Here is a 21,930-nt window from a genome sequence, read left to right as displayed (position 1 = left end):
ATGGCGAGTGGTGTTTTCACCGAGAGTGGTGAACCCCTCACCGGTGCCGCCGACTCGCCCGGATCGCCGGTACGCGAGAATCGCCGGGTGTCCGAGCTCTCCAGCACGTTCGTCCGGCTGCACGCCCGGCTGGCTCCGGTCGCCTTCGTCCCCGAGGTGCGCCTGCACCAGGCGGACGAGCCGATCGGGCTGTGGGAGCTGACCGAGGGCCAGTTCTCCACCGACCGGCCGCCGCCGTTCTGGGCTTTCGCCTGGGCGGGTGGGCAGGCCCTCGCCCGGTACGTGACCGACCACCCGGAGCTGGTCGCCGGCCGCCGGGTGCTCGACCTCGCCTCCGGCTCCGGCCTGGTGGCCATCGCCGCCGCGCGGGCCGGCGCGGCGTCCGTGCGGGCCGTCGAGGTCGACGAGCTGGCCGTCGCGGCCGTCGCCCTCAACGCCGAGGCCAACGGGGTACGCGTCGACGCCGAGTTCGGCGACATCCTCGACTCCGACGCCGGGGACGCCGAGGTGGTGCTCGCCGGGGACGTCTTCTACAGCGCCGCGATGGCCCGCCGGGTGCTGCGGTTCCTGCTCCGCGCCACCAGGGCCGGCGCGCCGGCGCTCGTCGGTGACCCCGGTCGGGCGTTCCTGCCCCGGGACCGCTTCGACGAGCTGGCGGCGTACGACGTGCCGGTGCCGGAGGCGCTGGAGAGCGTACGGGTGAAGCGCACCACCGTCTGGCGGCTGCGAGCCGGGTTGCCGGGAGCCTCCGGCTAGCGTGTCCGGGTGCTGTTCCGCAGCTGGACGCAGGTGTCCGACCCCGCGTGGCCGGACGTGGCCCGGGTGCCGGACCACGTCGGCGGCACCCACCTGGTGGTCACCCGGCACGCGCTGGTCCGCCAGGTTCTCGCCGACCCGGTCACCTACCGGCCGGACAACGCGCTGGACGCGGTGACACCGATGCCGGTGACCGCGCTCCGGGTGCTCGCCGGGCACCGGTTCCGGCTACCGCCGACCCTGGCGAACAACTCCGGCGTCGACCACCCGGCGATTCGGGCGATCGTCGCCGACGCGCTGCGCCCGGCCCGGGTCGCCGCGCAACGCCAGTGGCTCACCACGCTGGTTCACGATCGGGTCGCGGGCATCGGCGCCGCGCTCGACGCCGGCGAGCCGGTCGACCTGTACGCGACGCTCGCCGCCGACCTGCCGCTGCTGGTGCTCGCCCGGCTGGTCGAGCTGCCGGACGCGTCGGTCGACGTGGTCAAGGAGTTCGCCCGCGCCGCGTTGGAGCTGTTCTGGGCGCCGCTGGACGCCGACCGGCAGGTGGCGCTCGCCGCCGAGGTGGGCCGCTTCCACAGCGTGCTGCGCGCCTTCGCGGCCACCGGCGGCGGGCTCGCCGCCGAGCTGCGCGCGGCCGGGCACCCGCCCGACGTGGTGGTCGGCGCGCTCTTCTTCCTGCTCGTCGCCGGGCAGGAGACCACCTCGCAGTTCCTCACCCTGCTGCTGCACCGACTGGCCGGCGAGCCCGGGGTACGGGCCGGGCTGCGCGCCGGTGACGTCGCCGTGGCCGACGTGGTCGAGGAGGGGCTGCGGCTGGAACCGCCGATCGTCACCTGGCGGCGGGTGGCCGCGACAGACAGCGCCCTGGGCGGGACGGAGGTGCCGGCCGGCAGCAGCCTGGTGCTGTGGCTGGCCCGCGCCGGCCGGGACCCAGCCGTCGTGCCGTTCCCCGACGAGTTCCGGCCGGGCCAGCGTGGGTCCCGCCGGCACCTGGCGTTCGGGGCGGGCGCGCACCGCTGCGTGGGGGACGTGCTGGCCCGGATGGAGGCGGCGGTGGTGGTGGCCGAGGCGACGTCGCTGCTGGACGGGGTGAACGTGGTCCGCGCGCCCTGGTGCCCGGACAACCTGACCTTCCGGATGCCGGACGCCTTCGTGGTCCGTCGCGCACCGGCTGACCGGGCCTGACCGCGCCTCGGTAGGTTTCCGGGCGTGTCTGCGACCCCTGCGCGCCGGATCTCCGCCGTCGTCACACTTCTGACCCTGCTCGCGCTGAGCGCCTGCACAGCCGACCCGGCACTGCACGCCCGACGGATCACAGCGGACCAGCCGAGCCCGTCCGCAGGGACGCCGACGCCGTCGACCACGACACAGCCCACGCCATCGGCGTCGCCCCCGGCGCGGCCCGCGCCGGGGAGCCTGGAGTGGTACGTGTCCCAGGTCCCGACCTTCCCCGCCGCCCCACCGCCGCAACCGGTGCCGTTGCCCACCACCGGCACCGCCGCGTTCTGGCACCGTCTGCCGACGGAGCAGAAGGTCGCCTTCATCACCATCGACGACGGGGGTCTGGCCCGTCCACCGGCGGTGGCCGAGTTCGTCTGGCGGGCGCACATCCCGGTCACCATGTTCCTCAACTCGCCGGCGGCCGAGGAGCACGACGTCTACTTCCGGGCGATCCAGGTGGCCGGCGGGGTCGTCGAGAACCACACCATCAACCACACCTCCCTGGCCGGCCGCTCGTACGACCACCAGAAGCGGGAGATCTGCGGCGCGGCGGACCGGCTGGAGACGTTGTTCGGCAGGCGGTCGACGCTGTTCCGCCCGCCGTTCGGCGAACACGACTCCACCACCCTGCGGGCCGCGTACGACTGCGGCGCGAAGGCCGTCCTGCACTGGACCGAGACCGTGCACGAGGGGAAGGTCCGCTACCAGACCCCCGAGAAGGTGGTGCGGCCCGGCGACATCCTGCTCATGCACTTCCGGCCGGCGCTGATGGACGACCTGCTCGCGGCCCTGAAGGCGATCCATCGGTCGGGGCTCACCCCGGCCCTACTCACCGACTACATCCGGTGACCACGTCGTCGCCGACCTGACGAAGGTCAGGGTCACCCGCTGCCGTTCGAACGCGACGCGACAACCAACTCCCCGCCTAGCGTCAGCGCATGATCACACTACGTGGGTTGACGAAACGGTTCGGGTCGACCGTCGCCGTCGACGCGTTGACAGTCGACATCGCACCCGGACGGGTCACCGGTTTCCTCGGCCCCAACGGGGCCGGCAAATCCACCACCATGCGCATGATCCTCGGCCTGGACCGTCCGACCTCCGGGCAGGCGCTGGTCGGCGGGCGCGCGTACCGGGAGCTGCGCCGACCGCTGCACGAGGTGGGCGCGCTGCTCGACGCCCGTGCCATCCACCCGTCCCGGTCCGGCCGGGCGCACCTGCGGGCCATGGCGCAGAGCAACGACATCCCGCTGCGCCGGGTCGACGAGGTGCTGGACACCGTCGGGCTGGACGGGCGGGCCGCCGGCAAGCCGGGACGCACCCTCTCGCTCGGCATGGGGCAACGGCTCGGCATCGCCGGCGCGCTGCTCGGCGACCCGCCGGTGCTGATGTTCGACGAGCCGGTGAACGGCCTCGACCCGGACGGGGTGCGCTGGGTGCGGCAGCTGATGCGGTCGCTCGCCGAGCAGGGACGGACGGTCTTCGTCTCCAGCCACCTGATGAGCGAGATGCAGCTCACCGCCGACCAGCTCGTGGTGATCGGCCGGGGACGGCTGCTCGCCGACGCGCCGACGGACGAGGTGGTCGCGCGCGGCGCCGTCGCGGTCCGGGTGCGCAGCCCGCACCCGGACGGGCTGGCCAGCCTCGCCGCGCGTCTCACCGCCGCCGGCGCGACCGTCCAGGCCGCCGGCCGCGACGAGCTGACGGTCACCGGCACCAGCCCGGACCGGGTCGGGGACCTGGCCCACGAGCTGGGGGTACGACTGCACGAGCTGAGCGCGCACGGCGCGTCGCTGGAGCAGGCGTTCATGGAGCTGACCGCCGACAGCGTCGAGTACGCGGGCGGGGGTGCGCGGCGATGAGGACACTTCCGCGTCCCGGCGTCGTGGCCGCCGAGTGGACCAAGCTCACCTCGGTCCGCAGCAGCTGGTGGACGGCGCTGGCCGGGCTGCTGGTGATGGCCGCGAGCGCCGGTCAACTGGCGATCTACGTCGCCAACGCGAACACCAACGACGACCCGACCGACGACCGGGGCGTCGTCACCCTCGGCAGCGTGCTGGTCGACTCGGTCGAGCTGACCCAGTACGCGGTGCTCGCCCTGGGTCTGCTGGCGATCACCGCCGAGTTCACCAGCGGCACCATCCGGACCACGTTGCAGTGCACCCCGTCCCGGGGCCGGGTGCTGCTGGCCAAGGCGGTGGTCGCCGCGGCGGTCACCTTCGCCCTCGGCCTGCTGCTCGGTGGCGTCGGGGCCCTGGTCGCCCGGCCGGTGCTCGGCGAGTGGGGCAGCGCACCGGCCGCCGGCACGATCGGCGACATCGTGCGGGTCGCCGTCTACCTGGCGCTGATCGGTGTGCTCGCGCTGGGCCTCGGCGCGCTGCTGCGCAGCGCGGTGCTCACCGTCGTCGTGCTCCTCGCCACGCTGATGATCGTGCCGCTGTCCCTCCAGGAGCCGGACATCGAGGTGCTGAACCGGATCGCCGACGTGTTCCCCGGTGTGGCCGGGCGGCACTTCATGCTCGGCGACACCGACCCGTACCCGAGCCTGGTCGGGTTGCTCCTGCTCGCCGGCTGGGCCGCCGCCGCGCTGGTGCTGGGCCGGGTCGCGCTGCGCCGTCGCGACGCGTAGCGGGGTGCGGGCTGGGCGGGGGCCGGGTGCCGGTCCCCGCTCAGCCGTCGACCAGCCCCGCCTCGTACGCGAGGATCGCCGCCTGCACCCGGTTACGCACGTCCAGCCGGGTGAAGATGCTGGTGAGGTAGCTCTTCACGGTGCCCTCCACCAGGTGCAGCCGGCGGGCGATCTCGGCGTTCGACAGCCCCGCCCCGACCAGCGCCAGCACCTCGCGTTCCCGCTCGGTCAGCCCCGCCGTCCGGTCCCGCGCGGCCGGCCGGCGGGCCAGTCGCCCCGCCCCCAGCTCGATGACCCGACGGGCCACCCTCGGTGACAGGTACGCCCCGCCGTCGGCGACCGCGTGCACGCCGGCGAGCAGCTCCCGCGGGTCGCCCGCCTTGAGCAGGAAACCACTCGCGCCGTGCCCGAGCGCCCGGGCCACGTGGTCGTCCTCGCCGAACGTGGTCAGCATGATCGTCGCGGTGTCCGGCGCCAGTCGGCGGATCTCGGCGGCGGCGGCGAGCCCGTCCAGCCGCGGCATCCGGATGTCCAGCAGCGCCACCCGGGGTCGATGGGCACGGACCAGCTCCACCGCCGCGTGCCCGTCGCCGGCCTCGGCGACCACTGCGATTGTCGGATCGGTGCCGAGGATGGCCCGGACGCCGGCCCGGATCATCGCCTCGTCGTCGGCCAGGACCACCCGGACCGGCGCCGCTCCGGTCATGTCGGTGCGCACTACGCGATCCACTCCTTGCTGGTCAGCCGACCATCGGTGAAGCACAGCCGCCAGGTCGGCTGCGCGAGGGGGAAGTTCCCGTCGGTGTAGTACTCGCAGTCCGACCGGTCGTCCGACATCGGGCGTTCCACCTGCCGCCGGGGCAGCCCGGCCAGGTCGGCACGGGCCGTACCGACGGGCATCCGCTCGAAGGTGGCCCGGTCCAGCACCGTTCCCGCGGTCGCCACCGGGTAGTAGACGAGCGAGAGCACCAGAGCGAAGCCGGCCGGCGCGAGGAGCGCCACGAGCAGGCTGCGCCGGACCCGGCGACGGGCGTCGTGCAGCCGCCGCTCGGCCTCCAGCCCCCGCTCCGGGCGACCGAGCGGCTCCTCGGCAGGTGCGCCCGGCTCGATCGCGTCCGGCGGCGGCGCGGTGGCCGGCAACACCGCCCGCACCGCGAAACCGCCATCGGGCCGGTGACCGGCGTCGAGCGTCCCGCCGGCGAGCCGAACCCGCTCGGCGAGCGCCAGCAGCCCACTGCCCCGCGACCGTGGTCCGGGCAGCGGCCCGGCCGGCGCGGCGTCGTTGACCACGCTCACCGCGACCCGGTCACCGTCCCGCGTCAGGCGTACGTCGACGGCGGCGCCCGGCGCGTACCGGGCCGCGTTCGTCAACGCCTCCCGGACCACGCGGTGCGCCGCGTGACCGGTCATCGCCGGCAGCTCGGCGACCGCCGGGGCGGCGTCCAGCCGTACCGCCAGGCCCGCCTCCCGGGCGCCGTCGACCAGGTCGGCGACGGTCTCCCCACTCGGGCGCAGCGACCCGCCACAGTCCTCCCGGAGCACCCCGATGATCTCGTGCAGCCGCTCGGTGGCGGCCGAGACGCTGGCCCGCAACTCCCCCGCCGCGACCCGGTGCCGGTCGTCCAGGTCGGCGGCGACCTCCAGGGCGGCGGCGCGCAGCGCGATCAGGCTCAGGTCGTGACCGAGGGAGTCGTGCATCTCGCCGGCGATCCGCGCCCGCTCCCGCAGCCGGATCCGCTCGGCTGCGCCGCGCTCCTCACGAACCAACGCCTCGACGTGCCGGCGGCCCGCGTCGGCCAACTCCCGCTGCTGACGCCGGTACCGCCCGACCAGCCAGGGGAACACGGCGGCGAAGAGCAGCACCGAGGCGAGCAGGAACCAGGTGGCCGCGCCGGTGCCGAGCAGCACCAGGTTCAGCGCCGTGCCGCCCGCCGCGACCAGCAGGAAGACCGTCACCGCCGGGCCGACGCCGGTGCCGCGCCGGCCCGCGAGATAGCTGAACACCGGGATGGCGAACACGAAGTTGCCGTCGACCAGCGGCCCGAGCAGCACCAGCACCACGGCGACCAGCGGATGCCGCCGACTCGCCAGCACCGCCACGGCGAGCACCAGCAGCTTGCCGGCCAGCAGCGGAACCGCGTACCCCGGGTAGGGCGGGCTGACCCCCGCGTAGCCGACCGGGGCGGCGACCACCACCCAGAGCAGCACGTCCAGCAGCAGGCGACGCCGCCGGTCCGACAGACCCGGCGGCGCGGAGTCGAGGATCCGCACGGCGGTCAGGCTACCCACGCCCGACCTGGGCGGACACCGACGAAAGTCAGGTGTTCAGCCGCTCTCCTCGGCCCAGACCCGCCAGTCGTCGAGCACCCCGTGCAGAGCCGGGGTGAGCCACCCGGGCGCGGAGCGCCGGAACACGCCCGGGTCCATGGCGCCGGCGCCGTCGGGCAACGCGCCGAGCAGGTTCGGCACCAGGTCGGTGAGGTTCGTCCAGTGCACCAGCTCCGGCCGGGCCGGCCAGGCGCCGATCACCACGCCGGCCGGCACCGCCCGCCGGTCCAGCGCCTCCAGGGTCAGCGCGGTGTGGTTGAGCGTGCCCAGCCCGGCGCGGGCCACCACCACGGCGGGCGCGCCGAGCGACACCGCCAGGTCGGCCATCGTCCACGGCTCCCCGGACGGGCGCAGCCCCATCGGCACGAGCAGCCCACCCGCGCCCTCGACCAGCACCAGGTCGTGCTTGTCGGTTTCCTCGCGCACCGCGTCCACCGCCGCGTACAACTCCAGCGGTGGCAGGTCGGCGACCCGGGCGGCGGCCAGCGGGGCGAGCGGGTCCGGGAAGCTGGCCAGCGTCCGACCGGTCAGCGGGGCGGCCAGCCGGTTGACGGCGTCCACGTCGCCGGGCTCCCCGCCGGCCGTACCGGTCTGGCCCGGTTTGATGACCGCCACCCGCAACCCGGCGGCCTGCGCCGCGGCCGCGATCGCCGCGGTCGCCACCGTCTTACCGACCTCGGTGTCCGTGCCGGTGACCAACACCGGCCCCTGCCAACCACTCACGGTGCCACCTCTGTTCGCGACTGCGGGGCTCGCAAACCCGGCTCACTCCTCGCGCTCACGGTGCACACTCCACGACGACGTCCAGGGCCCGCTCGAACTCGGCGCGGTGCACTCCTGCGCTGATCGTGAGCCGCAGGCGGGAGCGGGTGTCCGGGGTGGACGGGGGCCGGAAGCAGCCCACCGCGACGCCCCGGTCCCGGCAGTCCGCGGCCCAGGCGCTCGCCGCCTCCGGCCCGGGGGCGGTCACCGACACCACCGCCGCGTCCGGGGCGGACACGGTCAGCCCGGCCGCCCGCAGCCGGGCGACCGCCACCGCCGCCCGGTCGGACAGCTCCGCGCGCGTGTCGTCGCCGGCTCGCGCCAGCCGCAGCGCCGCGTGCACGCCGGCCGCTACCGCCGGTGGCAGCGCCGTATCGAAGATGAACGTGCGCCCGGTCTCGACCAGGTGCCTGACGAACTCGGCCGGGCCGGCGACGACGCCACCCGCGCCACCGAGCGCCTTCGACAGGGTGGCGGTGATCACCACGTCGGGCTCGCCGGCCAGACCGGCGGCGGCCACCGCGCCCGCGCCGGACGGGCCGACCACTCCCAGCGCGTGCGCGTCGTCGACGAGCAGCAACGCGCCGTGGCGGCGGGCCACCGCGTGCAGCCGGGCCAGCGGAGCGAGGTCACCGTCGACCGAGAAGACCGACTCGGTCACCACCACCGCCGGTCGGCCCGGAGCGGCAGCGAGCGCGGCGGCGACAGCGTCCACGTCGGCGTGCCGGGTGACCACCGTCTCCGCGCCGGAGATGCGACAGCCGTCGATCAGGGACGCGTGGTTGTGCGCGTCGCTGACGAGCAGTGTCCGGGGCTGGACGAGGGCCCGCAGCGCGCCGAGGTTGGCCAGGTATCCGCTGGAGAAGACGAGCGCGCGATCGGTGCCCAGCCAGCGGGCCAGCTCGTCCTCCAGCGCGTGGTGCGCGTCGGTGGAGCCGCGCACCAGACGCGACCCGGTCGCCCCCAGCCCGTACGCCGAGAGGGCCGCGGTGGCCGCGGCGGTGACCTCCGGGTGGGCGGCCAGGCCGAGGTAGTCGTTGCCGGCCAGATCGATCATCTGGTCATCGGCGGGGCGCGGGTGCAGTCGCCGGGTGAGCCCGGCCTTCGCCCGCAGCTGCGCGCGGCGGTCGAGCGCCGCCAGCCAGTCCGCCACCGTCACCCCTCCACCGAGTCCCTGCCGGTCGACCCGACACCCGCCGGGCGAAATTACCACCCGCCACCACCGGCCCGACGAATCCAGTCGGCCGCCGGCACCCGGGCTGCCAGGCCGTTGCGGCTGATCGGGGCGCCCAGGCCTGCCCTGGAGCCCCTGGCCGGCCCGCGACGGCTCGACCTGGAGGTCCGGAACGGGCCTAGTAGGGTACGAGCCATGCCAGAGATCCTCGACCAGGCCCGGACCCAGGTCCTGGGTGACGGTGTCGGCCTCGACCAGGCCGGCATTCTCGCCGTGTTGAATCTGCCCGACGAGCACCTGCCCGCCGCCCTGCAACTCGCCCACGAGGTGCGGATGCGCTGGTGCGGCCCGGAGGTCGAGGTCGAGGGGATCGTCTCGCTCAAGACCGGCGGCTGCCCGGAGGACTGCCACTTCTGCTCCCAGTCGGGCCTGTTCACCTCCCCGGTGCGTTCGGTCTGGCTGGACATCCCGTCGCTGGTCGAGGCGGCGAAGCAGACCGCCAAGACCGGCGCCACCGAGTTCTGCATCGTCGCGGCGGTACGCGGCCCGGACGCCCGGCTCATGAAGCAGATGCGCGAGGGCGTCGCCGCCATCAAGGCCGAGGTCGACATCCAGGTCGCCGCCTCACTGGGCATGCTCACCCAGGAGCAGGTCGACGACCTCGTCGACATGGGCGTGCACCGCTACAACCACAACCTGGAGACCTGCCGGTCGTACTTCCCGAACGTGGTCACCACGCACTCCTGGGAGGAGCGCTGGGAGACGCTGCGGATGGTCCGCGACTCCGGCATGGAGGTGTGCTGCGGCGGCATCCTCGGTCTCGGCGAGACCGTCGAGCAGCGGGCCGAGTTCGCCGCGCAGCTCGCCGAGCTGGCCCCGCACGAGGTGCCGCTCAACTTCCTCAATCCGCGTCCCGGCACCCCGCTCGGTGACCGTCCGGTGGTCGAGGGCAAGGACGCGCTGCGCGCCATCGCCGCGTTCCGGCTGGCCATGCCGCGCACCATCCTGCGGTACGCCGGCGGACGCGAGATCACCCTCGGTGACCTGGGCACCCGCGACGGGCTGCTCGGCGGCATCAACGCGGTGATCGTCGGCAACTACCTGACCACACTGGGTCGACCGGCGACCGCCGACCTCGACCTGCTGGAGGAATTGAAGATGCCGGTCAAGGCGCTGTCTGCCACGCTGTGACGACGATGACGACGACGGACCTGTGGTGTGACAGGTGCGGTGAGCCGACGACGGCCACCGCGCACCCGGCCTGCGCGTCGGCCCGTGAGTTGGAGCCGCCCCGCTTCTGCCCCCGGTGCCGACGTCGGATGAAGGTCCAGGTGCTGCCGGTGGGCTGGTCGGCCGTCTGCGTCGAGCACGGCGAGAGCCGGGGCTGAGCCGTGCTGCGGGGGCGGGCGGTGACCCTGCGGCCGGCGACGGTCGCGGACGTGCCGGCCCTCGCGGCCATCCGGGCCGACCCGGAGGTACGCCGGTGGTGGCGCGGCGGCGACGACCTGTCCGACTCCGTCCACGCCGACCTGGCCGACGTCGACCTGCACGTCTACGCGATCGAGCACGACGGCCGGGTGATCGGCGCGATCCAGTGGTACGCCGAGTCGGACCCGGACTACCGGCACGCGAGCCTGGACGTCTTCCTCGATCCGGCGGAGCGCGGGGTCGGTCTGGGTGTGGACGCGATCCGCACCCTGGCCCGGCACCTGATCGACGAGTACGGTCACCACCGCTTCACCATCGACCCGGCCGCCGCGAACAGCGCCGCCATCAGGGCGTACGCGAAGGCGGGTTTCCGGCCGGTCGGGGTGCTGCGCCGCTACGAGCGCGGCGCGGACGGGCGTTGGCACGACGGCCTGCTGATGGACCTGCTCGCCGACGACCTGGTGGAGTGAGCCCGCTCGTAGCAGTCCCGGGCCCCAGCGCAACGCGCCGGACGCGAGTGGCACTACCGTTGGCCACATCCCCCCCATAACGGACAAGTCGCGCTTATCGTGCGTTGATGAGCGTGCCGACGGCCGGACCAGTCAGGAGCGCCGGCCCGGTTCTCGCCGGCCGGTTCCGTGGCGACATCGAAGGGCTGCGGGGCCTCGCCCTGGTGCTGGTGCTGGTCGGGCACGCCGGCATCCCCGCGCTTCCCGCCGGCTTCGTCGCCGTCGACGTCTTCTTCGTCATCTCCGGTTTCCTGATCACCGGCCTCCTCGTCGACGAGATCCGCCGGACCGGCCGGATCCGCGTCGTCGACTTCTACGCCCGACGCGCCAAACGGCTCCTGCCGGCCGCCACCGTCGTCCTAGTGGCGAGCCTCCTGCTCACCTACCTGTTCCTGCCCCCGATCCGCTGGGCCGGGACCGCCCTGGACGCGCTGGCCAGCGCCGGCTACGCGATGAACTGGCGGCTGGTCGAGCAGTCCACCGACTACCTGCGTTCCGAGCAGGCGCCCAGCATCCTCCAGCACTACTGGTCGCTGGCCGTGGAGGAGCAGTTCTACCTGGTGTGGCCGCTGCTCCTGCTCGTCGTCGCCCTCGGTGTCGCCCGGCGTACGTCCCCGGGCATCCGGCGCACGACCTCGCCCGGGCGGCCGGGCCGGCACCGCGGACGGTTCCTCGACGACAGGCTGTCCGCGCCCCTGCTCGCCGCCCTCGCGATGGTCGGCATCCCGTCGCTGGCCTGGTCGATCCACCTGAGTCAGACCGAACCCGCGCGGGCGTACCTCGTCACCACCACCCGCGGGTGGGAACTGGCGTTGGGCGGCGCGCTGGCGATCCTGGGTGGACGCCTGTCCCGGCTGCCGCGTCCGGCCGCGATCGCGCTCGGCTGGGCCGGTATGGCCGCTGTCGCCCTCAGCGCGATGCTGATCCGGCCGGAGACTGCGGCCTACCCCGGCTACCTGGCGCTGGCGCCCACCCTCGGCGCCGTCGCGATCATCGCGGCCGGGCCCGGCGCCGGACGGTACGGACCGGCCCTGCTGCTCAACAGGCGGCCGACACGGGCGGTCGGGGCCGCGTCGTACTCGTGGTACCTGTGGCACTGGCCGCTGCTGGTGGTGGCGGAAGCGCGCTGGGGCCCGCTGGACACGACCGCCGGACTCGCCATGATTGTCTGTTCGGCGGTCCCGGCGGTGCTGACCTACCGCCTGGTGGAGAACCCCTTCCGGTACGCGCGGCTGTCCCGGGCCCGTGTCCTGCGCCTGGGGTTGGTCGCCACCAGCCTCACCGCCTGCGCCGGAATCGGACTGCACCTGGCGGTCCGGCCGCCGGCCCCACCCGTCGAGGCCGCCCCGGCGGGCGCGGTGCCGGTGGACAGTCCGGCCCGCATCACCCCCGACCCGCTGCACGCCCGCGACGACGTCGCCGACGTCTACCGCGACGACTGCGTCACCCAGGCCTCGGACGCGAGCCTGCGCAGCTGCGTCTACGGCGACCGGGACTCGTCGGTCGAGGTGGCGCTGGCCGGCGACTCCCACGCGGCGCACTGGGTACCGGCCCTCCAGGTCATCGCGGCCGAGCGGGGCTGGCGGCTGGTCACCTACATCAAGACGGCCTGCTCCTTCCTGAGCACGCCGATCAGCGTCGCCGGGCGGCCGGACCACAGCTGTACGGAGTGGAACCGCCGGTTGCGGACGGCTCTCACCGGCGAGCGGCGTCCCCGGCTGCTCATCGTCTCCAGCGTTACCCAGATCCCGCTCGTCGACGGCAGCACACCGGCGCCCGGGACGGCGACGACGGACGCCCAGACTGCGGCGTTGTCGCGGACCTGGGCCGAGGTGAGCGGGGCCGGCCTGCCGCTTGTCGTCATCCGGGACACCCCGGCGTTCCAGGTGGACATGGCCGAGTGCGCCTCGGCCAACCGGGAGCGGCTCAGTGCCTGCGCGCAGCCCCGGGAACGCGCGCTCACCTGGGGCATCCCCCAGGAACGCGCCGCCGCCGCGCTACCCGCCGTCCGCCTCGCCGATCTCAACGCCGACATCTGCCCCACCGAACGGTGTCCCGCGGTGCTCGACGGGGTGCTCGTCTACCGCGACGCGCACCACCTGACCGCCACGTACGCCCGCGCTCTGGCCCCCCGGCTGCACGAAGTGTTGCGTCAACTGGCGGCAGAACACCTCCCGTGAACCGCCCGCGGAGCCTGGACAGTTCCCGTCCGGCGGGGACGGGAACTGTCCAAGACCCCAGCCGGCGGCTCAGGCCACCGTGCAGGCGGTGTTGTTGACGGTGAAGGCCGTCGGCTTCGGGTTGGTGCCGCCGTGCGTGCCGTTGAAGCCGAAGCTCACCGTCGCGCCCGGCGCGATCGTGCCGTTGTAGGACAGGTTCGTGGCGGTGACCGCCGCGCCGCTCTGGGTCACCGTCGCCGACCAGCCCTGGCTGACCGTCTGCCCGTTGGCGAAGCTGAACCGCAGCGTCCAGCCGTTGATCGCCGTGGTGCCGGTGTTGGTGATCGAGACGTTGGCGGTGAAGCCGGTGCTCCAGTCGGTGCTGGCGTACCCCACCGAGCAGGCGCCGCCGACCGGCGGGGCCGCGGTGGTCACCGCGACCGGCGCGGACGCCGCGGAGGTGTTGCCCGCCGCGTCCACCGCCACCACGTAGAACTGGTACGCGGTCGAGGCGGTCAGCCCGGACACCGCGACGGTGGTGCCGGTCGGTGAGCCCACCAGCGCGTCGGTGGCGCCGGCCTCCCGGTAGACACGGTAGCCGGTGACGCCGACGTTGTCGGTCGACGCGGCCCAGCTCAGCGTGAGCCCGGTGGCGGTGACCGCCGAGGCGACCGGGGTGCCGGGCGCGGTCGGCGCGGTGGTGTCCGGTGCCGGTCCGGCCGGCGTGGTGACGCTGAGGGCAGCCGACGACGCGGACCGGTTGCCGGCGCCGTCGAGGGCCCGCACCGTGAACTGGTACGTCCGCTCCGGCACCAGCCCGGTCACCGCGAGCGTGTTGGTGGTGGCGGTCCGCAGCACCAGCGCGTCGCTGCCCGTCTGCGACTGGGTGATCTCGTAGCCGGCCAGGCCGCTGCCGCCCGTGTCGGTGGACGCCGCCCAGGTCAGCGTGAGCCCGCTCGACGTGACGGCGGACGCGGCAGGGGTGCCCGGGACGGTCGGCGCCGTGGTGTCCGGCACCACCGGCCCCGGCTCCTCGCCCCAGATCCGGGTGCTACCGGCGTAGAGCGGCACCTTGCGGTTGGGCCCGGCGGTGGCCTGGTACGACGGGTCGTTCGTGGGGTTCCAGGTGCCGCCCTCCGGCACACCGATCTTGAACTGGACCTCCATCCGGTGCTGCGACTGGCCGGCCGGGGCGATCGTGTAGCCGGTGCAGTCCACCTCGACGTACCAGATGTCGCCGCTGAACTGCTTGGCGGTGGTCGGGGACGGGCAGCCCTGGGTGTAGCCGGGGGTGACCTGCACCGGACCGGTGCCGTCGGGCCGGAAGTAGTACCGGAACTTCCCGTTGGTCAGCGCGCGGGCCGGGAACGCCGACTTGTTGTAGACCATCACCTTGAGCCCGGTGGCCCGCGGCTCGGCCTGGGCCACAGTGGTCTCCACCGTCATCTCGTCGATGTCCGGCGTCTCGGCGACCGGGAAGTTCGCCAGCGGCGTGCCGCCGTACTCGGAGTAGAGCCGCACCAGCGCGGACGTGAAGCCGGCGTTGTAGTCGGTCGCCACCTCGTTCATCACGTAGTCCGACCGGCTGTCGCTGTACGCGTCGTTGGCCGAGGACGGTCCGCCGACCAGCGCGCCGTACAGGGTGTGCCGGGTCTCCACGGGCACCGTCTGGCTGTCCCACCAGGAGCCGTGCGCGGTGCGGTGGTGCGGGTTGCGCGGGGGGTTGGCGCCGAACCCGATCACGTAGCTGGAGTTGCGCGGGTTGTCGCCGAGCGCGTAGTTGATCTGCCGGACGGCGAAGTCGTGGTAACGCGCCTTGCGGGTGGTGTCGGTGGTCTTGTCGCTGTAGACCAGCGCGGCGAAGGAGGTGTTGGCCGCGTAGCGCAGCGCGCCCCAGGAGTCGAGCACCGCCATCCCGCCCGGAGAATACGGAACCCGCTGCCCGTTCACCCCGACGGTCCAGTAGTCCAACCACCGGTTGGCGTCGTCGACGTACTTCTGCTTGCCGGTCAGGTTCGCCAGCAGCACGTACGCCCCGAACTGCTTGTTGTCCCAGGCGATGGTCCACTTGTAGGAGCGGGTGGTGCTCTGGTTCTCGGTGCCGAGCTTGTCGTACTCGCTCTCGGCCTTGGCCAGGTAGCTGGCGTCGCCGGTGGCCCGGTACAACCAGATCGCGCCCCAGACCAGCTCGTCCTGCCAGCCGCTCCAGGACCGGTAGAAGCTGGTCGCGTCGGTGATGCACTCGTGGTAGGACTTCCGCACCGTGTCGGCGAAGGTGTAGAGCTGGCGCGCGTGGGTGAGCAGCCGGTCGGCGTAGGTCGCGTCGGTGGGCCGGAACACCATCGAGGAGGCGGCCATCGCCGCCGCCGTCTCCCCCGCCAGGTCCGCGCCGCCACAGCTCGCATCGATCTTGTACGCGGGCCGCGCCATCGGCATCACCTCGGCCGGACCCCACCACTTGTGGTCGTCGTCGCCCTTGCCGACCTGCCCGTAGAGGACGTTCGGCGACGGGTGCGCCTTGATGAAGTAGTCGTTGACGAAGCGCAGGTTGTTGAGCAGGTGCGGGAGCTGCCCGGAGGAGGCGTAGCCACTGCGGTACTCCACCGCGCCCCAGGCGAGCATCGTGGCGCTGAACGCCATCGGGAAGCCGAACTTGACGTGGTCGCCGGCGTCGTACCAGCCGCCGGTGAGGTCCACACCCGTGCCGGCGCCGTCGGTGAGCGCGCTGTCGCCGCGCCAGGAGACCCGGTTCCAGTCCGGCAGCTCGCCGGACTGCTGCGCCTCGTAGAAGAGCAGCGACTTCTGCAACGCCTCGGCGTAGTTGTAGGTGGCCGCGGCGGCCGGCAGGGGCGGCGGCGCGACGACCGCGAGCGAGAGGCCCGTCAGCAGTGCGACGCCGGCCGACAGCAACCGTCGGGGCCAGGGCTGGTCGGCGACCGGTGACCGACCGGGGTGACCGCTGGACGGCCAGGTCAGGTGGCGCATTGGCGGACTCCTGTCGGAGGCGCCGCCGGCGGTCGCACCGACGCGGGACGGCGTGCGGGCGGCTCGGCCACCGGCGACAGCGGGGTGGCGGTGTGTCCACGGGAGTCATGGAAGCGCTCCCATGGATAACCGACAATGTAATGGCCCCGCCAACGCTTGGGAAGCCCGCTCGTCGAACCTGGTCGGGCAACCGCCCCTACCGCACCGGCCAGCCCGCCACCCGCGACGGGCGCGGGAAGTCGGGCTACGCGTCCGGCGCCCCGCAGGCGCCCTCGACGTGACTGCGACAGCGCCGCGCGTCGACGGTGGCCGCCAGCTCGACCAGGGCCTGCGCCCGCGCGTACTCCGCCGGGGTGAAGTCGGGCGCGGCCCGGCGCAGCGCGAACGAACCGCCCGCCGGGTCGGCCAGCACCATGCTGGTGCCGTCGATGCCCAGTCGTACCTCGGCCGCCGCCGGCCGCCAGCTAACGACGTCGGCGCCGAGCAGCGCCTGCAACACCTCGGCCGTCGCGTCCGGGTCCCGCACCAGGCGGTTGGCCAGCGCGAGCATCCGGGCGGGCTGGTCGACCAGCCCGCGCGCCTCGCTGCGCGCCACCCAGCAGTCCCGACCCCGCCCCCGCTCGACGGCCGCGACCAGCTCGGCCTCGTCCAGCGCGTCCGGCGCGTCGACCAGGAAGTCGTCCACCGCGCCCTGCTCGGTGGGCTGCACCTGCACGGTCAGGATGTTGACCCCGCGCAGCGCGAGGCTCGCCGTCAGGACCGACAGGTACCCCGGCCGGTCGTCCACAGTCGCCCGGATCCGCCACAACGCCATGGTTGGCTCCCTTCCCAGGGTACGAGCCTCACCGCCGCCTGTTGCCGCCCGGTTGCCCGGCCGTGTCGCCCGGGAAACTCCTCGGGCCGGCCACGGGTCGGCGACCGCTCACGGGCCGGTGACCACCGGTGGCGCGCCGACCAGGTCCAGCCGGTCACCGAGGATCACCGCGCAGGCCCGGACGAGCTGGGTGAGCCGGTCCACCTCGGTGCTGTGGAACGCCGCCGCCGACAGGGTCTCGTTGTGCTCCCGGGCCGCGACCAGCACCAGGCCCGCCCGGCCGAACGGCGCGATCGCGTGGTGGGTGCCGTCGGGCATGGTCATCGACCGACCGCGCAGCGGGGTCACCTCCGGCAACCGCGGGGGTACGGGCGCGCGCCAGCTCGCGTGCCCCACGGTGGCCCCGCCGCCCCCGTTGGACGCCCAGTCGACGGGCACCACGGCGGCCACCGCCCAGTCGGCGGCGAGCAGACCGGGCACCGCGTCGACAAGGGTGGCCAACCCGTCGGCCGGGTTGGCGGCCACCTGGGCCAGCAGCTCCGCGTCCTGCCCGGTGGTGGTGGGCGCGCCGATCGCCCGCCACACGCCGTCCACCCGCACGCCCGGTATCGCCGCGAGACCGGCCAGCAGCCGCTCCACCCGCCCCGCGCCCGGCCAGACCACAGTGAAATCGTCGACCGCACGCCCGCCGAGCCGTTCGAGGACCACCACCTGGACGATGTCCGCCCCGGAGATGCCCAGCGTCCGGGCGACCTGCCCGAGCGTGCCCGGACGGTCCGGCAGGGTGACCCGAACTCGCAGCAACATGTCTGTCCCTCCGCTCGGCGGGCCGGCGGAAAGAGCGGCCGGCAGGCTGGACTCAGCCTGGTAGTTGACCATTTCGTCCCTGTTGCAGAGGCATGTCCCGAGGGCAAAATCTGACCTTGACAACGTGAGCGGGCTGCCATCAACTAGTCGGATGAGCGATCCGGCCGTCGACGTGTCGCGGCCGGCGGCCGTCCCCGACCCTCCCGCCGGGGTCGCACTCGACCGCCTGCACGCCTACCTGGCGCGGCACCGGCCCGAGCTGGCGGTCGGGCCGCCGCGCGCCGAGCTGATCGCCGGCGGCAAGTCCAACCTCACCTACCTGCTGCGCCTCGGCGACCGCGAGGTCGTGCTGCGCCGCCCACCGCTGGGGCACGTGCTCGCCACCGCGCACGACATGGCCCGCGAGTTCCGGGTCATCTCGGCTCTGGCGCCGACCGAGGTGCCGGTCCCGGGCGCGCTGCTGCTCTGCGCCGACCCCGAGGTGATCGGCGCGCCGTTCTACCTCATGGAACGGATGCCCGGCGAGGTGTTCCGCACCCGCGCGCAGACCGACCCGCTGGGCGACGAGCGCCGCCGCGCCCTCGCGATGGCGATGATGGACACGCTCGCCGCGCTGCACCGCGTCGAACCGTCAGCGGTCGGGCTCGGCGACTTCGGCCGCCCCGAGGGCTACCTGGCCCGACAGGTCCGTCGCTGGGCAGGGCAGCTCGACCGCTCGCGCAGCCGCCCGCTGCCCGGCATCGAGGAGTTGCGGGACCTCCTCGCCGCGACCGCGCCGGAGGGCGCGAACGCGGGCCGGATCGTGCACGGCGACTACCGGCTGGACAATCTCCTCGCCTCGGCCGACCCGGTGGCCGTCCACGCGGTGCTCGACTGGGAGATGGCCACCCTCGGTGACCCCCTGGCCGACCTGGGCCTGCTGCTGACCTACTGGGACGTGCTGGGCGGCAGCGACACCGCCGACGGCAATCCGGTCGCCGACGGGCTCGGCCCGCGGGCCGGCTTCCCCAGCGGCGCCGAACTGATCGAAAGGTACGCCGGACGCAGCGACGTGGACGTCGGGCCGCTGCACTGGCACGTGGCGCTCGGCTGCTTCAAGCTCGCCGTCATCTGTGAGGGCATCCACTACCGGCACACGCTCGGGCAGACGCTCGGCGAGGGCTTCGACCGGATCGGCGAGATGGTGGCACCGCTGGTCGCGCACGGGCTGACCGCCGCCAGGGAGCGGTGATGGACTTCGCCTACGACAGTCGGACCGAGGAGCTGCGCGACGAGCTGACCCGGTTCCTCACCGAACACGTCCACCCGGCCGAGGCCGTACACGCCGAGCAGGTGGCCGCCGGGGACCCCTGGTCGCGTACCCCGGTGTTGGCCGAGCTGAAGGCGGAGGCCCGCAAGCGCGGCCTGTGGAACCTGTTCCTGCCCGACCGGCGCTACGGCGCCGGCCTGACCAACCTCCAGTACGCGCCCCTGGCCGAGCTGACCGGACGCAGCCCCCACCTGGCGCCGGAGGCGCTCAACTGCGCCGCGCCGGACACCGGCAACATGGAGCTGCTGGCCGAGTTCGGCTCCGACGCGCAGCGCGAGCGCTGGCTCATGCCGCTGCTGGAGGGGCAGATCCGGTCCGCGTTCTGCATGACCGAGCCGGACGTCGCCTCCTCCGACGCCACGAACGTCGCCACCCGGATCACCCGCGACGGCGACGAGTTCGTGATCAACGGTCGCAAGTGGTGGTCGTCCGGCGCGATGGACCCCCGCTGCGAGATCTTCATCGTGATGGGCAAGACCGACCCGGGCGCCGAGCGGCACCGCCAGCAGAGCATGGTGCTGGTCCCCCGGGACACCCCCGGCGTGCACGTACGGCGCGGGATGACCGTCTTCGGCTACACCGACGGTTCCCACGGCGGGCACGCCGAGATCGACTTCACCGACGTCCGGGTGCCGGCGGAGAACCTGATCGGCGCCGAGGGCGCCGGCTTCGCCATCGCGCAGGCCCGCCTCGGGCCGGGCCGGATCCACCACTGCATGCGGTTGATCGGGATGGCTGAGCGGGCACTGGAGTTGCTCTGCAAGCGGGCGCTCGGGCGGGTCGCCTTCGGCCGGCCCCTCGCCGAGCAGGGCGTGGTCCGGGAGTGGATCGCCGAGTCCCGGGTCCGCATCGAGCAGGCCCGGCTGCTGGTGCTCAAGACGGCCTGGCTGATGGACACCGTCGGCAACAAGGGCGCGCACACCGAGATCCAGGCCATCAAGATCGGCACACCGGCCATGGCGGAGTGGGTGATCGACAAGGCCATCCAGGGGTACGGCGGGGCCGGCGTCAGCCAGGACACCCCCCTGGCCGCCCTCTGGACGCAGGCGCGCACCCTACGCCTGGCCGACGGTCCCGACGAGGTCCACCGCAACTCCCTGGCCAAGCGCGAACTACGCCGCTGGCTGCCCACTCCGACCTGAGAACCAGCCCTCTCCCCACCACCCGCGCCCACCCCGGACCCGGCCACCATTTCTTCCGGCGGGCAACCTGACCTGCGGCGGCCACCAGCCGGCCACGAACCGGCATGGCCGACCCGGCCATGAACCGGGCACGGCCGAGCCGAACCCGGACGGACGTCGCCGAGCGGGGACGGACGCGACCGAGCCCCGACGGAGGCGATGGAGCCGGCACAGACACAGACCGAGCCGGCACGGACACAGACCGAGCCGGCACGGACGTGCCAAGGGCGAGCCGGCACGGACGTGCCAAGGGCGAGCCGGCACGGACGTGCCAAGGGCGAGCCGGCACGGACGTGGCAAGGGCGAGCCGGCACGGACGTGGCAAGGGCGAGCCGGACCCCGATGGACCGCGCCTGACGTGCCCGGCCTCGGCGGCCTGCACCTCGCCCTCACGCCCTCACGCCCCCACGCCCCCACGCCCCCACGGTCGCGCAACATCCTGGTTGTAGTGGTAACCCGGCGGCCGGAGGCCACTACAACCAGGATGTAGCACGATCTTGGCGCAGGTCAGGCACAGAAACCCGCGCCACTCCGGTTGATCATGAAGTTGTTGTCGCGACACGCCGACACGAGTGGTAATAACTTCATGATCAACGGGGCCAGGCCAGCCGGGGCCAGGCCAGCCGGGGCCAGGCCAGCCGGGGCCAGGCCAGCCGGGGCCAGGCCAGCCGGGGCCAGGCCAGCCGGGGCCAGGCCAGCCGGGGGCGGGCCAGCCGGGGCCAGGCCGCCGGGGGGGCAGGCGGCGGGGGTTGGGTTAGGCGGAGGCGCGGTGGATGAGCTGGGTGTCCAGCACCACGTGCGGGGCGGGGAGGTCCTCACCGCGGATGCGGGCGACCAGCAGGCGGGCCATCTGTCGGCCCATCTCCTCCACCGGCTGGAAGACCGTGGTCAGAGGCGGGTCCGCCTGCACGGCGATCGTCGCGTCGTCGAAGCCGATCACCGCGACGTCCTCCGGCACCCGCCGGCCGGCCTCGCGCAGGGTCCGCAGCGCCCCGAACGCCATCAGGTCGGACGCGACGAAGACCGCGTCCAGGTCCGGGCAGGCCTCCAGCAGCCGGCCCATGGCGGCGGCACCGCTGCCCTCGCTGAAGTCGCCGTACGCGATCAGGTCGGGGTTGACGCCGACCCCGGTGGCCTTGATGGCCTCGGTGTAACCGGCCAACCGGGCCAGGCCGACGCCCATGTCCTGCGTGCCGGCGATGGTGGCGATGCGCCGCCGGCCCTGGGTGGCCAGGTATTCCACCGCCTGCCGGGCCCCGCCGGCGTTGTCCACGTCGACGAACCACGCCGGTTGGGCGCCGGGTTGCAGCATCCGGGCCGGCCGGCCGCCGAGCACCGCGGGCAGGCCGCGCTCCTCCAGCAGGGTCGGCAGCGGGTCGGAGTCGTGCAACGACAGCAGCAGTACGCCGTCGACGTGCTGGTTGGTCAGGTGGTGCTCGACCCGTTCCCGCTCGACCGGCGACTGTGCCATGGCCAACCAGAGCTGCATCGGGGTTTCCAGCAGCCCGGAGCTGATGCCCCGTACGATCGCGGCGAAGAACGGTTCGGTGAAGACCCGCTCGCCGGACTCGGAGACCACGAGCGCGACGGAGTCGGTCCGTTGGGTGACCAGCGCGCGGGCGGCCCGGTTCGGCACGTACCCCAGCTCGGCGATGGCCTGTTGGACCGCGGCCCGGGCCTCCGGACTGACCTGCGGTGAGCCGTTGACCACGCGGGAGACGGTGCCCCGGCCGACGCCGGCACGCGCCGCGACCGCGTCGAGGGTCGGGCGCCCGAGCGACCGGGTGCGCTGCGTTGTCATCGTCTGCTCCTCCGACGGCGGGCGGACCCGGCGCCACCTGCGTGAGGTGGACACCAGGACCGTC

The 21,930-nt window shown here is 73.9% G+C and carries 18 protein-coding genes and 1 pseudogene; 11 read left to right on the top strand and 8 right to left on the bottom strand.

The window, feature by feature from the left end:
• Positions 1-87 precede the first annotated feature (87 nt).
• The 5 genes from O7634_RS17970 to O7634_RS17950 all read left to right on the top strand — a co-directional run bounded on the left by O7634_RS17970 (position 88) and on the right by O7634_RS17950 (position 4,609).
• On the top strand, positions 88-756 hold the full coding sequence (locus tag O7634_RS17970) for a 50S ribosomal protein L11 methyltransferase (protein ID WP_278151269.1): 669 nt from the start codon (positions 88-90) through the stop codon (positions 754-756).
• 9 nt (positions 757-765) lie between these two features.
• A complete protein-coding gene (locus tag O7634_RS17965) occupies positions 766-1,944 on the top strand; it encodes a cytochrome P450 (protein WP_278151268.1) in 1,179 nt (392 codons plus the stop codon).
• A 24-nt stretch (positions 1,945-1,968) separates the two neighbouring features.
• Positions 1,969-2,829, top strand: a complete 861-nt coding sequence (locus O7634_RS17960) for a polysaccharide deacetylase family protein (RefSeq protein ID WP_278151267.1) — start codon at positions 1,969-1,971, stop codon at positions 2,827-2,829.
• Positions 2,830-2,918: 89 nt separating this feature from the next.
• Positions 2,919-3,842: an ATP-binding cassette domain-containing protein gene (locus O7634_RS17955; protein WP_278151266.1), complete on the top strand. Its 924-nt coding sequence runs from the start codon at positions 2,919-2,921 to the stop codon at positions 3,840-3,842.
• Positions 3,839-4,609 (top strand): ABC transporter permease subunit, encoded by a 771-nt coding sequence (locus O7634_RS17950; RefSeq protein ID WP_278151265.1) that lies wholly within the window; start codon positions 3,839-3,841, stop codon positions 4,607-4,609. The genes O7634_RS17955 and O7634_RS17950 overlap by 4 nt, the downstream gene beginning before the upstream one ends.
• A gap of 40 nt (positions 4,610-4,649) precedes the next feature.
• Here O7634_RS17950 and O7634_RS17945 read toward each other — a convergent pair whose 3' ends face one another.
• From O7634_RS17945 to O7634_RS17930, 4 genes are all read right to left on the bottom strand, one after another.
• Positions 4,650-5,315 (bottom strand): response regulator transcription factor, encoded by a 666-nt coding sequence (locus O7634_RS17945; protein WP_278154004.1) that lies wholly within the window; start codon positions 5,313-5,315, stop codon positions 4,650-4,652.
• Between the two features lie 11 nt (positions 5,316-5,326).
• A complete protein-coding gene (locus O7634_RS17940) occupies positions 5,327-6,880 on the bottom strand; it encodes a histidine kinase (RefSeq protein WP_278151264.1) in 1,554 nt (517 codons plus the stop codon).
• 54 nt (positions 6,881-6,934) lie between these two features.
• Positions 6,935-7,639 carry a dethiobiotin synthase gene (gene bioD / locus O7634_RS17935; protein WP_278154003.1) on the bottom strand — a complete coding sequence of 235 codons (705 nt, stop codon included), beginning with the start codon at positions 7,637-7,639 and terminating at the stop codon, positions 6,935-6,937.
• 76 nt (positions 7,640-7,715) lie between these two features.
• Positions 7,716-8,852, bottom strand: coding sequence for an 8-amino-7-oxononanoate synthase (locus O7634_RS17930; RefSeq protein WP_278151263.1), 1,137 nt, complete (start codon positions 8,850-8,852; stop codon positions 7,716-7,718).
• 216 nt (positions 8,853-9,068) lie between these two features.
• Between O7634_RS17930 and bioB the strand changes: the two genes are divergently transcribed.
• The 4 genes from bioB (at position 9,069) to O7634_RS17910 (ending at position 12,990) form a co-directional block, all read left to right on the top strand.
• Positions 9,069-10,064: a biotin synthase BioB gene (bioB, locus tag O7634_RS17925; protein WP_278151262.1), complete on the top strand. Its 996-nt coding sequence runs from the start codon at positions 9,069-9,071 to the stop codon at positions 10,062-10,064.
• Positions 10,065-10,069: 5 nt separating this feature from the next.
• Entirely contained in the window at positions 10,070-10,261 is a 192-nt protein-coding gene (locus O7634_RS17920) for a hypothetical protein (protein WP_278151261.1), read from the top strand.
• Between the two features lie 3 nt (positions 10,262-10,264).
• Positions 10,265-10,771, top strand: a complete 507-nt coding sequence (locus tag O7634_RS17915) for a GNAT family protein (RefSeq protein ID WP_278151260.1) — start codon at positions 10,265-10,267, stop codon at positions 10,769-10,771.
• A 107-nt stretch (positions 10,772-10,878) separates the two neighbouring features.
• Complete coding sequence (locus tag O7634_RS17910; protein WP_278151259.1) at positions 10,879-12,990, top strand: acyltransferase family protein; 2,112 nt, start codon at positions 10,879-10,881, stop codon at positions 12,988-12,990.
• A 69-nt stretch (positions 12,991-13,059) separates the two neighbouring features.
• On the opposite strand, the gene O7634_RS17905 is transcribed toward O7634_RS17910, so the two are convergent.
• The 3 genes and pseudogenes from O7634_RS17905 to O7634_RS17895 form a co-directional block, all read right to left on the bottom strand.
• The gene (locus O7634_RS17905) at positions 13,060-15,954 is read right to left on the bottom strand and encodes a glycoside hydrolase family 9 protein (RefSeq protein ID WP_278151258.1); all 2,895 of its coding nucleotides are present in this window, start codon (positions 15,952-15,954) and stop codon (positions 13,060-13,062) included.
• A gap of 301 nt (positions 15,955-16,255) precedes the next feature.
• Positions 16,256-16,768: pseudogene (locus O7634_RS17900) on the bottom strand (ACT domain-containing protein); the annotation flags it as partial.
• Between the two features lie 108 nt (positions 16,769-16,876).
• Positions 16,877-17,575: an amino acid-binding protein gene (locus O7634_RS17895; RefSeq protein WP_278151257.1), complete on the bottom strand. Its 699-nt coding sequence runs from the start codon at positions 17,573-17,575 to the stop codon at positions 16,877-16,879.
• A gap of 151 nt (positions 17,576-17,726) precedes the next feature.
• Here O7634_RS17895 and O7634_RS17890 point away from each other — a divergent pair, with 151 nt between their 5' ends.
• Together O7634_RS17890 and O7634_RS17885 are read left to right on the top strand one after the other, a co-directional pair.
• Positions 17,727-18,806 carry a phosphotransferase family protein gene (locus O7634_RS17890; protein ID WP_278151256.1) on the top strand — a complete coding sequence of 360 codons (1,080 nt, stop codon included), beginning with the start codon at positions 17,727-17,729 and terminating at the stop codon, positions 18,804-18,806.
• Entirely contained in the window at positions 18,806-20,026 is a 1,221-nt protein-coding gene (locus O7634_RS17885) for an acyl-CoA dehydrogenase family protein (protein ID WP_278151255.1), read from the top strand. The genes O7634_RS17890 and O7634_RS17885 overlap by 1 nt, the downstream gene beginning before the upstream one ends.
• Positions 20,027-20,819: 793 nt before the next feature.
• On the opposite strand, the gene O7634_RS17880 is transcribed toward O7634_RS17885, so the two are convergent.
• A complete protein-coding gene (locus O7634_RS17880; protein ID WP_278151254.1) occupies positions 20,820-21,866 on the bottom strand; it encodes a LacI family DNA-binding transcriptional regulator in 1,047 nt (348 codons plus the stop codon).
• Positions 21,867-21,930 lie beyond the last annotated feature (64 nt).

Origin of the sequence: Micromonospora sp. WMMD1120 (assembly GCF_029626235.1) — a bacterium.
Taxonomy (GTDB): domain Bacteria; phylum Actinomycetota; class Actinomycetes; order Mycobacteriales; family Micromonosporaceae; genus Micromonospora.
Note: the sequence above shows the minus strand (reverse complement) of the source record. Positions and strands in the feature narration are given on the sequence as shown.